Below are 18,448 nucleotides of genomic sequence, written 5' to 3'. Positions count from 1 at the left end.
TATTAAATAGAATTTAAAATAATGGAATTAAGATGAATATTGATTTAATAAGCGAAATAAAAAGTGATGTCAAAGTAGAGTTTATTCAAGAAAGTGAATTAAAAGAGCATAAAAGATATAAAATATTAAAAAAAGCGGGTTTTGAAGCTAAACAAGAGACTCTTTGCTTTTTACATGAGAAAAAGATTCTTGCATGTGGCATTGAAGACGCTACTCCCGACAGTATCAGAAGCTCTTGTTCTAACGCCATAAAGTCTCTAAAATCTTCAAACTATAAGTCAGCCTCTTTTGACGTAAACGCAGAGAATATTCAGGCTATAATAGAGGGAGTTATACTTGGTGGTTATGAGTTTAACGACTATAAATCAAAGCCAGAAAAAAGCAAATTAAAAAATATCTATTTAACGTGTAAAAATATATCAAAACTACAAAAGCAGTTTGAAGAAGCTATTATTATTGCAGAAGCGACTTGCTACACTCGAGATATTGTCAACACAACTCCTGAAGATTTAAATCCACCCTCTTTTGCAGACTTGGCAAAAAAACTTGCTAAAGAGAACTCTTTAGAGTGCGTAATTTTAGGAGAGAAAGAACTTAGAAAAGAAAAAATGGAGTCTATGCTAGCAGTTGGCCGCGCTTCTCGTCACGATAGTAAATTAATACACTTAACTTATAAACCAAAAAATCCAAAAAAAGTAATCTCACTTATTGGAAAAGGCCTTACTTATGATAGTGGTGGATTAAGTCTAAAACCTGCTGCGTCTATGGTTACTATGAAAATGGACAAGGCTGGTGGCTGTGCCGTTCTAGGTATGATAAAAGCCGCAAGTGAGTTAAAACTTGACATAGAGATACATGCATTTGTTGGAGCAGTTGAAAACATGATAGGTGGAGACGCTTATAAACCTGATGATGTTCTTGTAACTCGCAGTGGAAAAACCGTTGAAGTAAGAAATACCGATGCAGAGGGGCGCTTAGTACTTTGTGACGTTCTTGATTATGCTCAAGAAAAAGTAAACGCAGACTATATGTTTGACTTTGCAACACTTACTGGAGCGTGTATGGTAGCCCTTGGCCAATACACAACCGGGGTAATGGGTCACTCAAATAAGCTAAAAGATGACTTTGATAAAGCTGCAAATAGTTCAGGTGAATTAGTAGGTTCTCTTCCATTTAACAAGCATCTCAAGAAACTCCTTAAAAGTGGTATAGCAGACATCTCAAACGTATCTTCAAAACCTTTTGGCGGAGCTATCACAGCTGGCCTTTTTTTAGATAATTTCATTAAAGAAGAGAATAAAGAGAAGTGGTTGCATTTTGATATAGCGGGCTCTGCATATACTGAAACTCCATGGGACTGTAACGTTTATGGTGGTACTGGCGCTGGCGTGCGATTTATGAGTCAATTTTTAAGAAATATATAATTGAGTTGGAAACCAAGAACACCCTATCTTACAATTGATGGCATAGTTGAGATATATGATGCTACTGAGCAGCTCTTAGGAGTCGTTCTCATACAAAGAAAAAATACTCCTCTTGGATTGGCTCTTCCTGGAGGCTTTGTAGATATAGGTGAGAGTGTTGAAGACGCAGTGATAAGGGAGATGAAAGAAGAAATCTCTCTTGATATTGAGATTAAAGAGCTTCTTGGCGTCTACTCAGATCCTCTTCGCGATAAAAGATTTCACACCGTTTCCGTTGTATATGTGTGTAAGGCTTATGGAACTCCTTTTGGCGCGGATGATGCAAAAGAAGCAAGTATAGTTAAACTAGAGAATTTAGAATTTAATAAACTTGTGTTTGATCATAGTGATATACTAAAAGATTATCTTAAAAAATATCATTCTAACATCGAGATAGTGTCATAATGAAAATAGTGCTAATGATAGTCGCGTTTATATCCATAAGCTTAAATGCAAATGACAAGTGGATCAAAATAAAGTCACCACACAAAAGTGAAGCACCAAAACCAACTCCAAACTTAGATATCAATCTTTCTCAAATAAAACCCGCAGATAAAATGATAAAAAACGCTACTGCGATAAAAAAACTCATTGATGCAAGAAGTAAAAAAGAAAAAACTTCTACCAATGCTAAAAATTGGTTCATACTCGATGCCTATGATAGTAAGTGATACTATTAAGACATTCAAAGTAACTCTTTGTAGGTAGCATTAAAATTTATCACTTATTTACTGTCAGACTTATAAGGTTTCTTGAGTATAATTTCATTTATAAAAATAAATATAGAGGCCTTAATCTAAAGGCTTAAAACAAAAATATTAAAATATATCGGAGAAAAAATGGGTCTATCAATCGGTCTAGTGGGACTTCCAAACGTAGGTAAATCAACAACTTTTAATGCACTAACTAAGGCACAAAACGCAGAGGCTGCAAACTATCCATTTTGTACTATAGAGCCAAATAAAGCGATAGTTCCTGTTCCAGATAAGCGTTTAGCGGAGTTAGCAAAGATAGTAAACCCCCAGAAAATTCAATATTCTACTTTGGATTTTGTTGACATTGCAGGGCTTGTCAAAGGTGCTAGCAAGGGTGAAGGACTTGGTAATAAGTTTCTCTCAACTATTCGTGAAACAGAAGTTATATTGCAAATCGTAAGATGTTTTGATGATGAAAACATTGTACATAATGAAGGAAGCATCGATCCTCTTCGTGACGTTGAAATTATTGAAGGTGAACTAATTCTTGCAGATATAGAAGTACTCTCAAACAGAATAGAAAGATTGAAAAAACAAGCTAAGGCGGATAAAAGTGCAAAAGCCACTTTAGAAATGGCAGAAGAAATTATAGAGTTCTTAGCTGATGGTAATTTAGCAAGAAATTATGACAAAGTTGACTCTGACGAGTACAGACAACTAAGTCAAGAAGTAAGATTTTTAACTGATAAAGAGATAATGTATGGTGCCAACACAGATGAAGATGGTCTTCTTGAAGACAATGAGTATGTTAAATTATTAAAAGAGCATGCAGCTAAGAACAACTGTGAGCTTGTCAAACTTTGTGCAAAAGTCGAAGAGGAACTTATAGGTCTTGATGATGAAGAAGCGCAAGAGTTTTTAACAGACCTTGGCGTTACTGAATCAGGATTAGAGCAGATTATTCATAAAGGCTTTGATAAACTTGGTCTTATGAGTTACTTTACTGCTGGCGTTCAAGAGGTTCGCGCTTGGACAATCAAGAAAAATTCTACGGCGCCACGCGCCGCTGCCGCTATTCATAATGACTTTGAAAAAGGTTTCATTAGAGCAGAAGTTATAGCCTATAATGATTATATTGAATGTGGTGGAGAAGCAAAAGCTAAAGAAGCTGGAAAGATGCGTTTGGAAGGAAAAGAGTACATAGTCCAAGATGGTGACGTTATGCACTTTAGATTTAACGTATAAAAATTTAAACACAGACTTTTATGTCTGTGTTATTTTAAGAAATAACTAACTACTTAATTTTTGCGATATTCTGAGAATATTTCACGTTATCCGCTGCGCTCACATCAATTTCCAACATATCTTTCTCAGCCAAAATAACTATCGTTGAGCCCATTTCAAAACATCCAAAATCATCACCTTTATTGAGATATAGATCAGTAAACTCATAAACTTGTTCTGTTGTTGCCGTAGCGTTAGTTTGTATTTTTGGCTCAAAACTCACCTGCATAACGCCAACGTTTAGAGCACTAACTAACACCATATAAAATTTCTTACCTTCTGGCGTCTCGCATAAAATTACTACTCTTTCATTTTCAATAAAAAGATTTAAACGTTTTTTCAGTGATGGCATATTTACAGGATAAAACTTTCCAGGTATATGCACTGCTTTTAAAACTTTAAGATTTGTAGGAATATGATATCTATGATAATCTTTTGGAGAAAGATAAAAGTTAATAAACTTTCCATCTTTTACTAAAACTTTTTCTTCATCACTAAAGTTCTCTCCAAGAAGTTCGCTAGCTTTATAACGCATACCTTTAATCTGCAGAGCATAATCTTCTTTTATATCCCCACAATCAGATATTAATGAGTCACAAGGAGATATAAAGTCACTCCCATCTATAGAAAATTTTCTCTCTTCTTTAAAGCTCCTTGTAAAAAGAGCATTTAAGCTTTTATATGTGCTAGCATCATGAAACTCACTCATATCAAGTCCCATTAAACCTACATAACTACTATTTACTATTTTTTGAAACCAAGATGGAAACTCTTTTGAAGCAAATTTTCCAAAATTTTGTGATATCAACGATGTGATATGTCTTTTATTCATTTATTATATTCCTAACTATCTAATTTTTCTTTTTGCAATCTCTTCTATTAAGACTGTAGCATATGAGCCTTTTGGCAGTGTAAAGTTCATCTCATACTGTGCTTCTACAGGGTTAAAACGCCCTTCTACCTCTGTTGGATAAACCCATGCATATCTTCTTGCGCCGTCAGCGTTTATCTCATCATCAAAATCTTTTTCAATCTCACCTGCCAAAGATGTAGCATGTTTCACTTTTTTGCCACATAGCATACCCGTTACGCTTACATTTCTTTCATTAAATCTTTTAATATCCTCTTCATCGCCATTAAAGTCAAAAAGTCTTCCATAGGGATAATGTTCCATAATATCCCCATCAATTAATTTAAATGGATGTGATTGAGCTTTCATCTTTTGTACTTCATCATTTGGCATATTAAGAAGTGTTTCTATCTCTTTTGCATCAAAACTATTAACAAGAGTATTTATCTCTAAACGTCGAGAGAGCCAAAGGTTAAATAGATGACTCTGGTATGCATTTATAAGTAGTTTTTTCACTCTTGGGTTTCTCTCTTTAGCTTCACCTTTGGCAAGTTTTTCACCCAAGACATGGTTATCTCCATCATTTCCAAAACGCTGATAACCAAAGTAGTTTGGTATACCAAATTTAGATATATTTTTGAGAGCTTCATCGATTTTTGTTGCGGAAGTAGGATTCACTTTTTTCACTTTTATATAAAAACGATTCCCTTTTAAGTGTCCTATTCTAATTTTATTATTATGATATGCTTTTGAGATGATCTTTATCCCCTCAAAATCAAACTTATCCATAGCTTCTTCATGTTTTTTATGTATAGAGATATACTGTTTAGTCATTGCATGTTTATCTTTTAGACCTGCATATCCTATCTCTTTATTTTTTATACCTAAATATCTAGCAATTTGGCCCACCATCTCACTGGTTGAGAGGTTCTTTTTTCTCACTAAAAGAATTAAGTGCTCACCCTCACCTGAAAACTCATAAAGTGGCAACTCCTCAACAACAAAATCACGAGGAGATTGTTTAAAGTGAAAATCGATGCTTGCATGTGCAAGCGAATAAAATCTATCCATTTTTCTTTTCCTTAAAATTTAGGGTTGAATACTTAGGAGCAATATTCCTAACAATAGTATCTGAGACATTAATTAAGTATAGCTCGTTGTAATAACTTAAGCAATTCTTTTTATAGTGAATATTCTCAAAAAAATATCTTTTAAATAGATCAAATCACCGACCACAGCACCATTGTCTTCGATTTTATTACTTTTAAGTTGAGATATAAAATAATTTTCTAAATTCAAATAAACTTCTTTAAGCGTAAATTAACTTCTACGAATATAAAATATAGGCAATTATACCATCTTTTAGGAAAAACACTCTATGAAACACTCTATAAAAAAAATATTTCTAAACCTAAATACATATCTATTTTATGTACTTTTCATCTCTTTTCTAGTCATGGTTACAACGCTAGAACAGCAACTATCATTTGAAAAAGTTAAAAATTTAAATAAACAAAAAAATATAATCTCCAATCTGAGAACGATAGAAAGAGATGAATTTGAAATTGCACTAATTCAGTTTACAGGCAAGAGTACACAGTTACTTCAAAATATAGATAAACTAGTAAGTCTTTACAATTATAATATCAGCGACAAATATATTTTTAACCATTCTGATGAATATTTAACTTCTCTTGAAAACTTACGAGAATTGACAGAAGAGTTTAATGCAAAGGCACAAGAGTTCTACTCTAGCACATCAGGTAAAAATTCCAACTTAGATGCTGAAATGGATTTAGAAAATGCATCTTTAAAACTAACAAGCCAGATAGATGAGATACTTTTTCAAAATCAACTCTACAATCAAGAAAAATTTGAATACATAAAATACATATCAATCTTTGTATTTTTCTCTGTTTTGATGGCTACAATTTGGTACAGAAGAAAACTTTTTTCAATATACAAAGATATTGAGTTTTTATACCAAACGGATAAAAATAGACTAAACCATGAAATCTACACTAGAGAAGCAGATGCCATAGCACTTAGAATGAATAGAAAAGTAGTTCTAACTGACAATCCAGCTATGACAGACCCAGTAACAAGTATCAACAACTATAAAGGTTTAATACATTCATATTCAAACAAAAAAGATTTGCAAGACAGTAACTTTACATCTGTAACGGTTTTAGAGATAGATGACTTTTCAAAATCTAAACGTGCATTTGCACAAGAGCTCACACAGACTATGCTTAAAAAAGTTGCATATACTATTTCATTACATGAACAACCAATCGATACAATTGCAAGAACTGACTACAACCAGTTCACTCTAGTGCTTTCACGTGCATCAAGAGATCAAGCGTTTAAAGATGTAGATATAATTAGACAGGGAATCGAGCAGTTAAAGTTTAACATACCAAATAAAGTTTCAAAAAACATCACAGTAAGTGGTGGTTATGTAATTAAACCAAATAATACAAACCTGGAAGAAGCTATAAAAGAAGCCAAAAAAATTCTTCAATATGCTCAATCAAAAGGTGTTAATAAAATCATGCAAAAAAGGGACATTTCAGAAAAAGAATCATAAATGTCTCAAATAGTAACAAACTACAAGTTATAAATTTCAAAGCCCACATTTAGACTTTACTAAGGGTAGGAACGATATAATCAGCATTATTTTAGTTCTTTAATTGAAGGAAAGTTAATGAGTATTCCTATTTATACTTACGATGCGATTGTTGTTGGTGCAGGCCTTGCAGGTTGTGCAGCAGCTAGAGAGTTACAAAACGCAGGAAAAAAAGTTGCCGTTATTACTAAGCTACACCCTCTTAGAAGTCATTCTGGAGCAGCACAAGGTGGTATAAATGCTGCATTTAGTGATGAAGATAGTGTTGAGCTACATGAGTTTGACACAGTAAAAGGTTCTGACTATTTAGCAGACCAAGATGCGGTTGAATTTATGTGTCAAAAAGCTCCTCAAACGATACGTTGGGCTGAAAGAATGGGTGCTGCGTTTAGTAGAACTCCAGATGGAAAAATTGCACAACGCCCTTTTGGTGGCCAATCTTCCCCTCGTGCATGTTTTGCTAAAGATAGAACGGGTCTTACTCTTTTACAAACTATTTATGAACAAGCACATCGTGCAGGTGTTAAGTTTTGGGATGAGTGGTATGCAGCAGACATCATCTATAAAGATGGAAAAGTTTCTGGTGTTGTAGCATTCAATATTCGTGACATGCAAACAGTTATTTTTAATGCTAAATCAGTAATGTTTGCAACGGGTGGTTATGCTCGTGCTTATAAAATCAACTCAAACGCACATGCAAATACTGGTGATGGACTTTCAATAGTTGCACGTCATGGTCTTCCTCTTGAAGATATGGAGTTTGTACAGTTTCACCCATCTGGGTTATCTGGAAATGGTGTTTTAATTTCAGAAGCTGCGCGTGGTGAAGGTGGAAGACTTTTTAACTCTGAGGGTGAAAGATTTATGGAGAAATATGCTCCAAATGCGCTAGAACTTGCTTCTCGTGACGTTGTAGCTCGTGCTATACTTAATGAGATCAGAGAAGGTCGCGGTGTTGGACCAAGAAAAGATGCTGTTTACTTAGACGTAACGCACTTAGGTAAAGAGCTTATTATGAATAAGCTTCCAGAACTTCGTGAACTAGCTATTACATTCCTTGGTCTAGATATGATTAAAGAGCCTATATTAATTTCTGCAACTGCACACTACTCTATGGGTGGAATTCCAGTTAATATTGCTGGTAATGTTCGTAAAAACAATGACGAATTAGTTGAAGGTTTTTATGCTGCTGGTGAGTGTTCATGTGTATCTGTTCATGGAGCAAATCGCCTTGGAGCAAACTCAGTTCTTGAAGCACTTCTATTTGGTCGTTTTGTTGGTAAGACAATGGTAAGTGAGATAGACAATATTGAACTTCGTCCAGCAACACAAGATGATGCATCTACTGCATTAGCAGAGATTGACTTCATAATTGGAAATAATGGAGACGAAAGAGTTCCTGCTCTTCGTGAAGAGCTTCAACAGTGCATGACAGCAAATGCAGGTGCGTTTAGAAGTAAAGAGACTCTTCAAATAGCTATAGATACGATTAAATCTATCCGTAAAAGATATCAAAATATACGTATCCAAGATAAATCAAAAATCTTTAACACAGAGCTTCAAGAAGCGATGGAGTTCGGTCATATGCTTGACTACTCTGCATTTATCGTTGAGAGTGCTATTGCTAGAAATGAGAGCCGTGGTGCTCACTTTAGAGAAGATTTTGATACTAGAAATGATGAAGAATTCTTAAAGCACACTATGGCTTATATGGATGAAAATGGTGCCGTTTCTCTTGACTACATGGATGTTATTCTTGGCAAACATGAACTAAAAGCTAGAACATACTAAAGGAAGAATGAATTATGAGTACAAATGCAATTACTACACAAAAAGTAAACTTCAACGTATTTCGTTTTAATTCTGACGTTGATTATCTTCCATACTACGAAAAGTACGAAATGGAAGTAACTTCAGAAGAAGTTGTTTTAGATATTTTAAATAGAATTAAATGGGACCACGACGGAAGCTTTTCTTATAGAAGATCATGCCGTCATGGTATCTGTGGAGCATGTGCTATACAAGTAAATGGTCGTCAAACTCTTGCTTGTAAAGAGAGTATGTCAGATATGGTAGAACTATTTGGAAATGAGCTTACGATTGAGCCTCAAAGTAAAAAAAGAGCCGTTAAAGATATGATTATCGATAAAGGTGACTTCTGGGAGAAGCATGATGCTATTAAGCCTTATCTTATTTCAGATGTAGAAGAGCATCCTGAACATGAACATTTAGTAACTCCTGCAGAAGCGGAAGAGTTAAATGAAGCAGATTTATGTATTCAGTGTGGAGCTTGCCACTATGCATGTCCAGTTGTTGAGATAAATGATGATTTCTTTGGTCCAGCTGCATTTGCTAAAGCTTATCGCTTTGAAGCAGACGTACGTGATGATGCGCATGATGAAAGACTTCAAGAATTACATGCTGAAAAACAGGGTCTTTGGGACTGTGTTAAGTGTATGGAATGTGCTGAAGTGTGTCCAAAAGATGTAGATCCAATTAGTAAAATCACTTCACTTCATAATATGTTGTTTAAAGAAGGTGTTGCTACTTCAAATGTAGCAACTCGTCATGCAGTAGGGTTTAAACACTCAATTGCTAGAAATGGTGTACTTGATGAGGGTGGTTTAGTTCTTTACTCTGAAATGGCTGGAATAGTAAAACATGTACCAGTAGCACTGAAGATGTTTAGTAAGGGCAAAATTGTTCCACCATGGGGTATCACTAAGTCTGATAACCTTGATGAAATTAAAAAGCTTGTAGCGTCTTCGTCTACTGCGAAGTTTTAGGAGTAACTAAATGGAAAAATTAAAATACGCACTATTTACAGGATGTACAGCTAAACAAAGTACTCCTGAGCAAATGTTGTCGACAATGGCAGTTGCAGATAAACTTGGAATTGAATTAGTTGAGTTAACGGAGGCTTCATGCTGTGGTGCTTCTCACCTTCAGGATTATGATGACTTTTTATCTTTAGTTTTAAATGCTAGAAATATTGCTTATGCTGAAAAACATGGTCTTACAATGGTTACTATCTGTAATACTTGTCAATTAAACACTGCAATGACTAAACATAGACTTGATAACAATGCTGACCTCAAGGCTAGAGTAAATGAAAAACTAGGTGAAGTTGGACTTGAGTATAAAGGGACTTCTCTTGTAACTCATTTTCTCTATGCTATTATTGATGATTTTGGTCTTGATAAGATCAAAGAAATGGTTGTTACACCACTCAGTCAGTTCAATATTGCTCCTTTTTATGGTTGTCATAACATTCGTCCTTCTGAGCTTCAAAATGAGACTCACAAGACTCCTGAAAACCCATATAATCCAACTTCATTAGATGATTTAATCATTGCATGTGGTGGTCAAAATGTTGATTATGAAGAAAAAAACAAATGTTGTGGATTCCATGCTGAACTACAAGCACCTCATACTGCTGCTGTTTTAACTGGTAATGCAATTGCCGGTGCAATGGATGGTAACGCTGACTGGATGGTAACACCATGTCCATTATGTCACTTAAAGCTTGATACTCAAACGGCTCATGCGTCTACGGCAATTGGACGTGACGTAGCGCTTCCCGTTCTTCATATGCAACAGATGATAGGACTTGCTCTTGGTTGTACTTCAGAAGAGCTTGGACTTAAGCATCACCTTACAAAAGTAGACTTCGTATAGATTTTACTTTATAGCACCCTCTTTCATTCTCGAGATTATCTCGAGAATATCTCTTTAAAAAATTAAACTTCTAACTTAAAAGGCTAATAATGTCAGACTCAATTGAAATAATATCTTGGAATGTAAATGGAATCCGCGCTGTTGCTACAAAAGAAGCACTTAAATGGATAGATGAGAGACAAACTGACATTCTATGCCTTCAAGAGATAAAAGCTCTTCCTGAACAGATACCAGAAGGATTATTTGAAAAAGAGTATGAAGAGAGACACATCAACTCTGCTGAGAAAAAAGGTTACAGTGGTACAGCGACTTTTAGCACACTTAAAAGCGATTACAACTCAACATCAAATCACATCGACACTATGAATGAGGGTCGTATAGTTGAAACACACTATGACGATATAGTCCTTTTTAACATCTACTTTCCAAATGGACAAAAAGATGATGACAGACTTGCCTACAAAATGAAATTTTATGATGATCTCTTAGAACACTGCGAACAATTAAGAGAAGATGGAAAAAGTATCGTTATATGTGGAGATGTAAATACCGCTCATAAAGAGATAGACCTGAAAAATCCAAAAGCCAACTCTAAAACATCGGGTTTTTTACCAATTGAACGCGAATGGATAGATAAACTATTAGACCATGGCTATATTGATACGTTTAGATATGTAAATGGTGATGAAGAGGATAGATATAGCTGGTGGTCATATCGCTCAAACGCTAGACTTAATAATGTTGGATGGAGAATAGACTACTTCTTTATAAGTGAAGACTTGTGTGAAAACCTTGAAGATGCATTTATTTTGGATTATATTACTGGTTCAGATCACTGTCCTGTTGGAATTAGACTCTCAATATAGAGATTAAGTCTAATCTTTTTTTATTAACTTTAAAAAGCCAATTACAAAAATAATCCCAACAATCAACGAAATACCCATAAGTCCCAAAGTCTCAGTAAGACTTATTGTAGGAACTTGTTCAACTGTAGGCATAGCTTATTTTGCCTTAGGACGAAAAGCCTTAATTACCTCTTCATTTGTCTCAATAAAGGGCCCTTCTATTAAATCTATACAATATGGAACAGCTGGAAATACGGCATCTAAACACTCACGAATAGACTTTGGCTTTCCAGGAAGATTTATGATAAGTGATTTACCTCTTATTCCTGCAGTTTGACGCGAAAGTATAGCCGTTGGAACATACTGTAGACTTACTTGGCGCATAAGCTCACCAAAACCTGGCATCATCTTTTGACATACGTTCTCAGTTGCTTCTGGCGTTACGTCACGAAGAGCTGGGCCAGTTCCACCAGTTGTAACAACTAAACAGCACCCTTCTTCATCACAAAGCTCTTTCATAGTATTTTCAAGGATATCTTGCTCATCCGGTATACATCTATAAACTATTTCAAACTCACTTGTTAAATAATCTTTCATAGTATCCTGAATAGCTACTCCGGAGATATCTTCATATATACCTTTACTAGCTCTGTCACTTGCCGTTATTACACCTATTTTTATTTCGTTCATTTATTTTCCTTACTTATTTTCTTTTACAATAGTCTTTATAATTTGAGTATTTGAGAGCGAATCCTCCATTTGGTCTGATCTCAAAATACTCAAATTATAAAGACGGCACTCTTCAACTTAACTGTAAAAAATGATTAGCACCCTTAATGTAAGTCACAGTTGAAAGTTCTAAAAAAAACTCTCTTGCTGATTCAACGTCAATAATCTTATCTTCCGAGCCTAGATAAACTTCTATCTTTACACCTCTATCTTCTAAGGCTCTTAAATGCTCAATAGGCCATTCATACTCAAGTAGATCTTTTAGTTCTTCTATCGACGTTTCTCTATTCTCTATGATTTTATTTTTATGAGGAGCAAAACAGCTATTTATAAACTGGTTGAGATATGCATTTTTATTTTTCTTGTAGGACATTAGTTGTAAACGCTTAAACTTTTCATCTTTAGTTTGAAAAAAAGCGGGAGAAAATAGTTGAAGGGTGTCAATCCTTATTCCCTCTCTCAAGTCTTTTTGAGCCTTGTTAAAAGCTTTAATGGCACCATAGCTAAAACCTACTATCGTATATTCACTTTTTAGAATATACTCTTTAAAAAGATACTCTTCATTTTTAAGAGAAAAACCACTATAAAATTTCATCAATCAACTTCTTAACGCTCTCTTTTGTGATGCTTTCTCTCTCAAGAAGTATCTCTTCCACTGCTTTAATAACACCAGACATAGCTACTAGTAGCTCTTTAGCTTCATTATATTGTCTTTCTAAAATAGTTCGCTCTTCATCACTGCTTGGTATTAAAGATGAGCCCATTCCATAATCTCTACACATTTTAGAAACTATCTCTTTTGCATCACTCAAATCATTAACTGCACTACTTGAATGCTCGCCATACTTTATATCACATGCTGCCATTCCTGCAAGTAACATTTTAAGACGAAACTCTAGCTCTTCTTTGATAAAAGGCTCATCACTACTAGGCGTCAACTTCTCATTTGAGAGCATTAACTTTTCAAAAGGAAGGTCAAAATACGTAGCGATGCTCACCTTTGCCGCTTGATATGTGATACGATAAGCTTTTTGCTTATCATTGAGCATTTTTAACTTTTTCTTTCCATACATCACTTTATCTCTTACTTGGTGAAAATGCTCTATAGTCATGTGAAAATCATTCTGTCTTAAAGATAAAAGCGCGGCTTCGTTTACAAGAGCGGCAAGCGACGCACCATTAAAACCAACAGTCATGTTTGCCACCACTTTCACATCTAGTTCGTGAGGTATTTTAGCCAAGTACTTCATCAAAATCGATTCACGTTCGCGTTTAGTTGGAAGTTCAACAAAGACTCTTCTATCAAATCTTCCAGCGCGTAGTAACGCTGAGTCTAAAACCTCTATCTTATTTGTAGCCGCTACGACTATAACGCCACTTGAACCTTCAAATCCATCCATCTCTGTAAGAAGTTGATTTAGCGTTGCCTCTCTTTCATCATTTCTCTCACCACCACGTTTTTTACCAACGGCGTCTATTTCATCTATAAATATAATACTTGGAGCATTTTTCTTTGCTGCAGAAAAAAGGTCATGCACTCTTTTTGCGCCCATTCCTACGTATATCTGAACAAATGAAGCTCCACTTTGATAATAAAATGGAACTTCTGCGGCATGAGCAACCGCTTTTGCAATCATGGTTTTTCCAACTCCCGGAGGACCAACGAGTAAAACGCCACGAGGCATTCTCGCGCCAAAACTTTTATAGCGTTTTGGATTTTTCATAAAGTCAATTATCTCTTCAAGTTCAATTTTAACGTCGCTTATACCGCCAATGTCATCAAAACTCACATCGCTATTTGTACTTTTAATAGAAGATATTCCTTCTTGAGAACTTCCCAGTGGAATATCTCCTGAGATGCCTTTTGTACTTAAAGTAATACCCTCTTTTTTTTGCCATATACGCAATAACAATGATCCCAAGCCTAAAATAACGACAATAAAAAGAATATATACAAGAATGTTTGAATCGTTCCCTACTTCTACTTTATAATCTACAAACATTTTTGGAGTAACTTGAGAGCTTGCTATTTTAAAGTAACCATCATCTGTTTTAAGATAGACGTACTCCTTAGATACAACAACTTTTTTTACACTCTTTTCTTTAAGTATCATTGTTGCCTCACTAAGAGTGATAGCTTCTGAATTATCTCTAAGAAAAGCAAATAGTATCAATACAATAATAACTCCCGCTGATACATAAAGAGCAAGACGATTATTTTTAGACGTTAGCATAGTTTGCATCCTCTTTAACATCATAATCTTTAATACTTATCCAGTTACCAAGAAGGTCCTCTTTTGAATCTACAATTATTTTATTGAAATGTTGATCTAAACCATGATATAGACCATCTTTTTGCGACTCGATTAAAACGTCTAGTTCACCTTTTACAGCCTTTCTAAATGCGAAGTTTTTTCTCTTTATAAGTTCTTCTATCTCATGAAGTCTCTCTTTAGCAACCTTTCCATTCACTTCGGGCTTCATTGTGGCTGAAGGAGTTCCATCGCGTTTAGAGTAAGTAAACGCATGAAGATGAGTCAGTGGCAACTGCTCCGCGTTTCTCATAGCTTCCATCCATAACTCTTGACTCTCACCTGGGTGACCTGTTATGAAGTCAGTTCCAATGGCAAAACCCTTCTCTTGTAAAAATTCAAAAAGTTCCCTATCTTTTTTATATACGTTTCTTCTGTTCATTAGTTTCAACATTTCAGGTGACGTATGTTGTAGGGCTATATGCATATGGCGTTCAAGCCATGGCTCATCCAATATCTCTTTAAACTCATCAGTTATCTGTATAGGTTCAACACTTCCTAGTCTAATTCTTCTAACTCCACGAATCTGAGATATTTTTTTCATCAGTTTTGCAAGTGACGTCTTAGTGTCCTTACCGTAGCTTCCAACATTGGTGCCCGTTAAAATAAATTCTCCAAAACCGTTAAGAGCTAAACGCGATATCTGTTCTAATATACGTTCTTCTTTCATACTTCTAGCGTCGCCACGCACAAAAGGTATGATACAGTATGAGCATCTAAAGTCACACCCCTCTTGTATCTTTATAAACGCCCTACTCTTTCCTACAAACTCATCAACTACCATATCATCGATATGGTTTAAGTCTCCGGGCTCGTAAAAAGGCTTTTCTTGTGAAAGTAACGTATCGATTTTCTGTTTTTCACTCTGTCCAAAGACACCATGGATTCTCTTCTCTTTAAGAAGCGACTCGCCTTTAGTGTGCGCACCACAGCCAGTAAGAAAAAGTTTTGCATCATTAGAGTTTTTTTCAATCTGTGAGATATATGAACGAACATGCGTATCCGCGCCATTAGTAACCGTACAAGAGTTAATAACTATGGCGTCCGCTTCATCTTCATTTTGTGTTATTTCATAATCTTGCATCGAACTCATCATCACTTGAGAATCATAAATATTTGTACGACAACCAAAAGTTTTAAAAAAAACTTTTTTCTTATTTGTAGGAGTATCTATTTTAGAGGACATTATATAACTTCTCCGTCATTTACTTCAGGAGGAGTAGTCCTCTCGTGGTTCTGAATATGAAGATTTTGAGTAGGATACGCAATGGTAATATCATCAGCAGCATTAAAAGCTTCAACAATTTCTAAAGATATGACGCTTCTAAGAGTGAGGGTTGCATATGCATTTGTTAAATACCATGCATCAATCACAATCCCATTGGGTTCTATAAAAGAATATATTCTAGGCTCAACGTTTGTATTTTTAAGACTGTAATGTTGTCTCAATTTATTTAGCTGCTTTCTTGTGATATCGGTATATCCTTTAGAAAATTTCTTTGCAGCCTCTTTTGCTATATGCATTGCTTTTTTATGGTTTGAATCAAATGTGATTGTAATATGGACACCATCCCATACCGTCTTAAGTGAAGAGTGCGTATAGTTGGCTATCATTCTAGTAAATACATAATTGTTGGGCACAAAAATAATTCTACCAGCTCGTCTATTTTTCGTAACTGAGGTTAATGTAATTTCTTCTAAAACTGTCATACGAAGTAGCGAGACATCCATAACATCCCCTACATACTCTGCTCCATCCATAATTACCCGTATTCTATCGCCAACGCTTATACTACCACCAATTACAATTACAAGCCAACCTAAAATACTCATAAACCAATCTTTCATTGCAATTGCGATACCCGCAGATGCAAAACCTAGTATAGTTACAAGGTGGCTTACATTTTCTATATAATTTAAAAAGAGAATTAAAATGATTACACTAAAGTTAGCAAAAGTTATCATTTTATTTGCCATATAAAAGCGTTCGTTATCTGTGATATATCTCTTCACTACAAGCTTTAGAAGAAAAAATATAATAAAAACGACTAAAATAATCATGGCTATCTTCATAAGGGAATATATCTGCTTTTCTATCCCTTTATTTATATCCACTTGAACTATTTCTAAACGTTTTTGATAAACTTCCAATGTCACCACGATAGTATCAAGCGCTGTCTCAAATCTCTCTAATTGCAATGATTTATAGCGTTTTATTTTCTCATATTTTTCTTTACTATCAAGGTTTTGGAGTATCTCATATATCTTATTCTCTTTTCTCAGAAGTACTATAAGCCCTTCAAGACTCTCTTTTTTCAACTTATACTCATCAAGATCAGTTCTTATAGTTTTTATAGCTGACAAACCTGTAAAAATATCAAAAGGATTACTAATCTTCTCTACCTCTCCTATAACAGGAGGAACTAATAGGTTTGAAAATGGCGCGGCGCTCCTTCCTTTTAGTTTATCCACTTGAGAGCTAAGTAGTGTCTCTTTTTCTATTAAAACACTTAACTCTTCTCCATCGCTTATTGTTTTAGCATTTTTAACAAGATAGTTTATTCGCTCTTTTATTTTCTCTAGATTATTTTTCACATCCAGTGATGTTAAGTACGAAGCATAACTCTTAATCCATACGTTCTCAGTAGGTATCTCTTGTTCTAAAGCTTGAAGTTCACTCTCATAGGCAGCTATTTCAAATCTTTTTTGCTCTGCTAGCTTCTCTTTTTCTTCTTTTAATCTCTCTTCTTCAGCTACTCTATTTTGCTCTATTAATTGTTCTGGAGTTAGTGTTACATTTAAATCATTTTGTGCAAAAAGCGATGTACTTAAAAGTAAAAAAAGAAATAGTTGTATTATTTTCATGAATCGATACCAAAATCCTTAAGAACAGATAGAACTAGCTCTTTATCACACTCATCGGTAATTTTCACACCACCGATAGAAAGAGGTAAAATAAATGTAATCGTAGAGTCTGAACTCTTTTTATCAAGAAAAAATGTCTCATAAAAACTATTTATATCTTCAATCTCATAAGATACAGGGAGTGAGTACTTTTGTAATAAATCTTTTATGCTCTTTGCTTCATCTTCACTCATAAGCCCCATTTTAACTGAGGTATTGTTTGCCATAACCATACCTATGGCAACAGCTTCTCCGTGAAGGTATTTTTTATATTTTGTTTCATTTTCTATCACATGACCAAAAGTGTGGCCATAGTTAAGCGCAGCCCTTAGACCTTTTTCTTTTTCATCTTGTGCAACAACGTCAGCCTTTGTTTGTACCGCTTGTTTTATTGCTTCTTGTAAAATTATTGGATCTTTCAAATCAGCAGTTTGTAAAAAATTAAAAAAAGTTTTATTAAAAGTCACGGCCATCTTCACAATTTCAGCAACTCCAGCCCCAAATTCACGCTCAGGAAGTGTACTCAAAAAATGTGAGTCGATATAAACAGATTTTGGCTGATGAAAAGCTCCTATAAGGTTCTTCCCATAACTATTATTCATCCCTGTTTTACCACCAACGCTTGCATCTGTTTGAGAAAGAAGGGTAGTAGGAATTTGGACAAAATCTATACCGCGCTGGTATATGCTAGAAGCATAGCCTGTCATATCACCGATTACACCACCACCAAATGCTATAAGTAAGGAGTTTCTATTAAACTTATGATTAAAAAGGGACTCTAGGATGATATTTATTGAATCTTGGTTTTTATACTCTTCTCCATCAGGTACAGTAATAATATAAAGCTCTTTGGCTGTTATCTTAGAGAGTAAGTATGCTAGATGTAGGCCAGCCACTTTAGGATTGGTAACTATGGCTACCTTTGTGTCAAAATGAACTGGTTTCAAAGAGTCGATTGTGATACTGTATGAGTTGTCTACTACTTGTTTTAAAGGGATGTGTACCTGCATTATTTATCCAAATTATGATGTATTAGATAATACTTTGTTTTTACTAAAA

At 34.8% G+C, this 18,448-nt stretch carries 17 protein-coding genes; 9 read left to right on the top strand and 8 right to left on the bottom strand.

Annotation, left to right across the window (positions count from 1 at the left end; all coding sequences use genetic code 11):
• Positions 1-32 precede the first annotated feature (32 nt).
• From GJV85_RS06185 to ychF, 4 genes are all read left to right on the top strand, one after another.
• Entirely contained in the window at positions 33-1,424 is a 1,392-nt protein-coding gene (locus GJV85_RS06185; RefSeq protein ID WP_207562992.1) for a leucyl aminopeptidase, read from the top strand.
• Positions 1,425-1,868 carry an NUDIX domain-containing protein gene (locus GJV85_RS06180; RefSeq protein ID WP_207562991.1) on the top strand — a complete coding sequence of 148 codons (444 nt, stop codon included), beginning with the start codon at positions 1,425-1,427 and terminating at the stop codon, positions 1,866-1,868.
• On the top strand, positions 1,868-2,134 hold the full coding sequence (locus GJV85_RS06175) for a hypothetical protein (RefSeq protein WP_207562990.1): 267 nt from the start codon (positions 1,868-1,870) through the stop codon (positions 2,132-2,134). The genes GJV85_RS06180 and GJV85_RS06175 overlap by 1 nt, the downstream gene beginning before the upstream one ends.
• A gap of 168 nt (positions 2,135-2,302) precedes the next feature.
• Entirely contained in the window at positions 2,303-3,403 is a 1,101-nt protein-coding gene (gene ychF, locus GJV85_RS06170; protein ID WP_207562989.1) for a redox-regulated ATPase YchF, read from the top strand.
• A 49-nt stretch (positions 3,404-3,452) separates the two neighbouring features.
• On the opposite strand, the gene GJV85_RS06165 is transcribed toward ychF, so the two are convergent.
• On the bottom strand, positions 3,453-4,274 hold the full coding sequence (locus tag GJV85_RS06165; protein WP_207562988.1) for a phosphatidylserine decarboxylase: 822 nt from the start codon (positions 4,272-4,274) through the stop codon (positions 3,453-3,455).
• Between the two features lie 15 nt (positions 4,275-4,289).
• The gene (gene truD, locus GJV85_RS06160; RefSeq protein WP_207562987.1) at positions 4,290-5,363 is read right to left on the bottom strand and encodes a tRNA pseudouridine(13) synthase TruD; all 1,074 of its coding nucleotides are present in this window, start codon (positions 5,361-5,363) and stop codon (positions 4,290-4,292) included.
• A 307-nt stretch (positions 5,364-5,670) separates the two neighbouring features.
• On the opposite strand from truD, the gene GJV85_RS06155 reads away from it, so the two are divergent.
• The 5 genes from GJV85_RS06155 to GJV85_RS06135 all read left to right on the top strand — a co-directional run bounded on the left by GJV85_RS06155 (position 5,671) and on the right by GJV85_RS06135 (position 11,465).
• Positions 5,671-6,882, top strand: coding sequence for a GGDEF domain-containing protein (locus tag GJV85_RS06155; RefSeq protein WP_207562986.1), 1,212 nt, complete (start codon positions 5,671-5,673; stop codon positions 6,880-6,882).
• A gap of 117 nt (positions 6,883-6,999) precedes the next feature.
• Positions 7,000-8,712 (top strand): succinate dehydrogenase flavoprotein subunit, encoded by a 1,713-nt coding sequence (gene sdhA, locus GJV85_RS06150; protein WP_207562985.1) that lies wholly within the window; start codon positions 7,000-7,002, stop codon positions 8,710-8,712.
• 14 nt (positions 8,713-8,726) lie between these two features.
• Positions 8,727-9,707, top strand: a complete 981-nt coding sequence (locus tag GJV85_RS06145) for a succinate dehydrogenase/fumarate reductase iron-sulfur subunit (protein ID WP_207562984.1) — start codon at positions 8,727-8,729, stop codon at positions 9,705-9,707.
• A gap of 10 nt (positions 9,708-9,717) precedes the next feature.
• The gene (locus GJV85_RS06140) at positions 9,718-10,599 is read left to right on the top strand and encodes a CoB--CoM heterodisulfide reductase iron-sulfur subunit B family protein (RefSeq protein WP_207562983.1); all 882 of its coding nucleotides are present in this window, start codon (positions 9,718-9,720) and stop codon (positions 10,597-10,599) included.
• Between the two features lie 89 nt (positions 10,600-10,688).
• Complete coding sequence (locus GJV85_RS06135) at positions 10,689-11,465, top strand: exodeoxyribonuclease III (protein ID WP_207562982.1); 777 nt, start codon at positions 10,689-10,691, stop codon at positions 11,463-11,465.
• A 135-nt stretch (positions 11,466-11,600) separates the two neighbouring features.
• On the opposite strand, the gene mog is transcribed toward GJV85_RS06135, so the two are convergent.
• The 6 genes from mog to aroB form a co-directional block, all read right to left on the bottom strand.
• Positions 11,601-12,134, bottom strand: coding sequence for a molybdopterin adenylyltransferase (mog, locus tag GJV85_RS06130; protein WP_207562981.1), 534 nt, complete (start codon positions 12,132-12,134; stop codon positions 11,601-11,603).
• Positions 12,135-12,246: 112 nt separating this feature from the next.
• The gene (bioV, locus tag GJV85_RS06125; RefSeq protein WP_207562980.1) at positions 12,247-12,768 is read right to left on the bottom strand and encodes a pimelyl-ACP methyl ester esterase BioV; all 522 of its coding nucleotides are present in this window, start codon (positions 12,766-12,768) and stop codon (positions 12,247-12,249) included.
• The gene (locus GJV85_RS06120) at positions 12,755-14,407 is read right to left on the bottom strand and encodes an AAA family ATPase (protein WP_207562979.1); all 1,653 of its coding nucleotides are present in this window, start codon (positions 14,405-14,407) and stop codon (positions 12,755-12,757) included. The genes bioV and GJV85_RS06120 overlap by 14 nt, the downstream gene beginning before the upstream one ends.
• Positions 14,394-15,671, bottom strand: coding sequence for a tRNA (N(6)-L-threonylcarbamoyladenosine(37)-C(2))-methylthiotransferase MtaB (mtaB, locus tag GJV85_RS06115; protein ID WP_207562978.1), 1,278 nt, complete (start codon positions 15,669-15,671; stop codon positions 14,394-14,396). The genes GJV85_RS06120 and mtaB overlap by 14 nt, the downstream gene beginning before the upstream one ends.
• Positions 15,671-17,350 carry a mechanosensitive ion channel family protein gene (locus GJV85_RS06110; protein WP_207562977.1) on the bottom strand — a complete coding sequence of 560 codons (1,680 nt, stop codon included), beginning with the start codon at positions 17,348-17,350 and terminating at the stop codon, positions 15,671-15,673. The genes mtaB and GJV85_RS06110 overlap by 1 nt, the downstream gene beginning before the upstream one ends.
• Positions 17,347-18,399: a 3-dehydroquinate synthase gene (gene aroB / locus GJV85_RS06105; RefSeq protein WP_207562976.1), complete on the bottom strand. Its 1,053-nt coding sequence runs from the start codon at positions 18,397-18,399 to the stop codon at positions 17,347-17,349. The genes GJV85_RS06110 and aroB overlap by 4 nt, the downstream gene beginning before the upstream one ends.
• Positions 18,400-18,448: the final 49 nt, after the last annotated feature.

It is taken from the genome of Sulfurimonas aquatica (assembly GCF_017357825.1).
In the GTDB taxonomy this organism is placed as follows: domain Bacteria; phylum Campylobacterota; class Campylobacteria; order Campylobacterales; family Sulfurimonadaceae; genus Sulfurimonas; species Sulfurimonas aquatica.
This window is presented reverse-complemented; position numbering and strand designations above follow the sequence as displayed.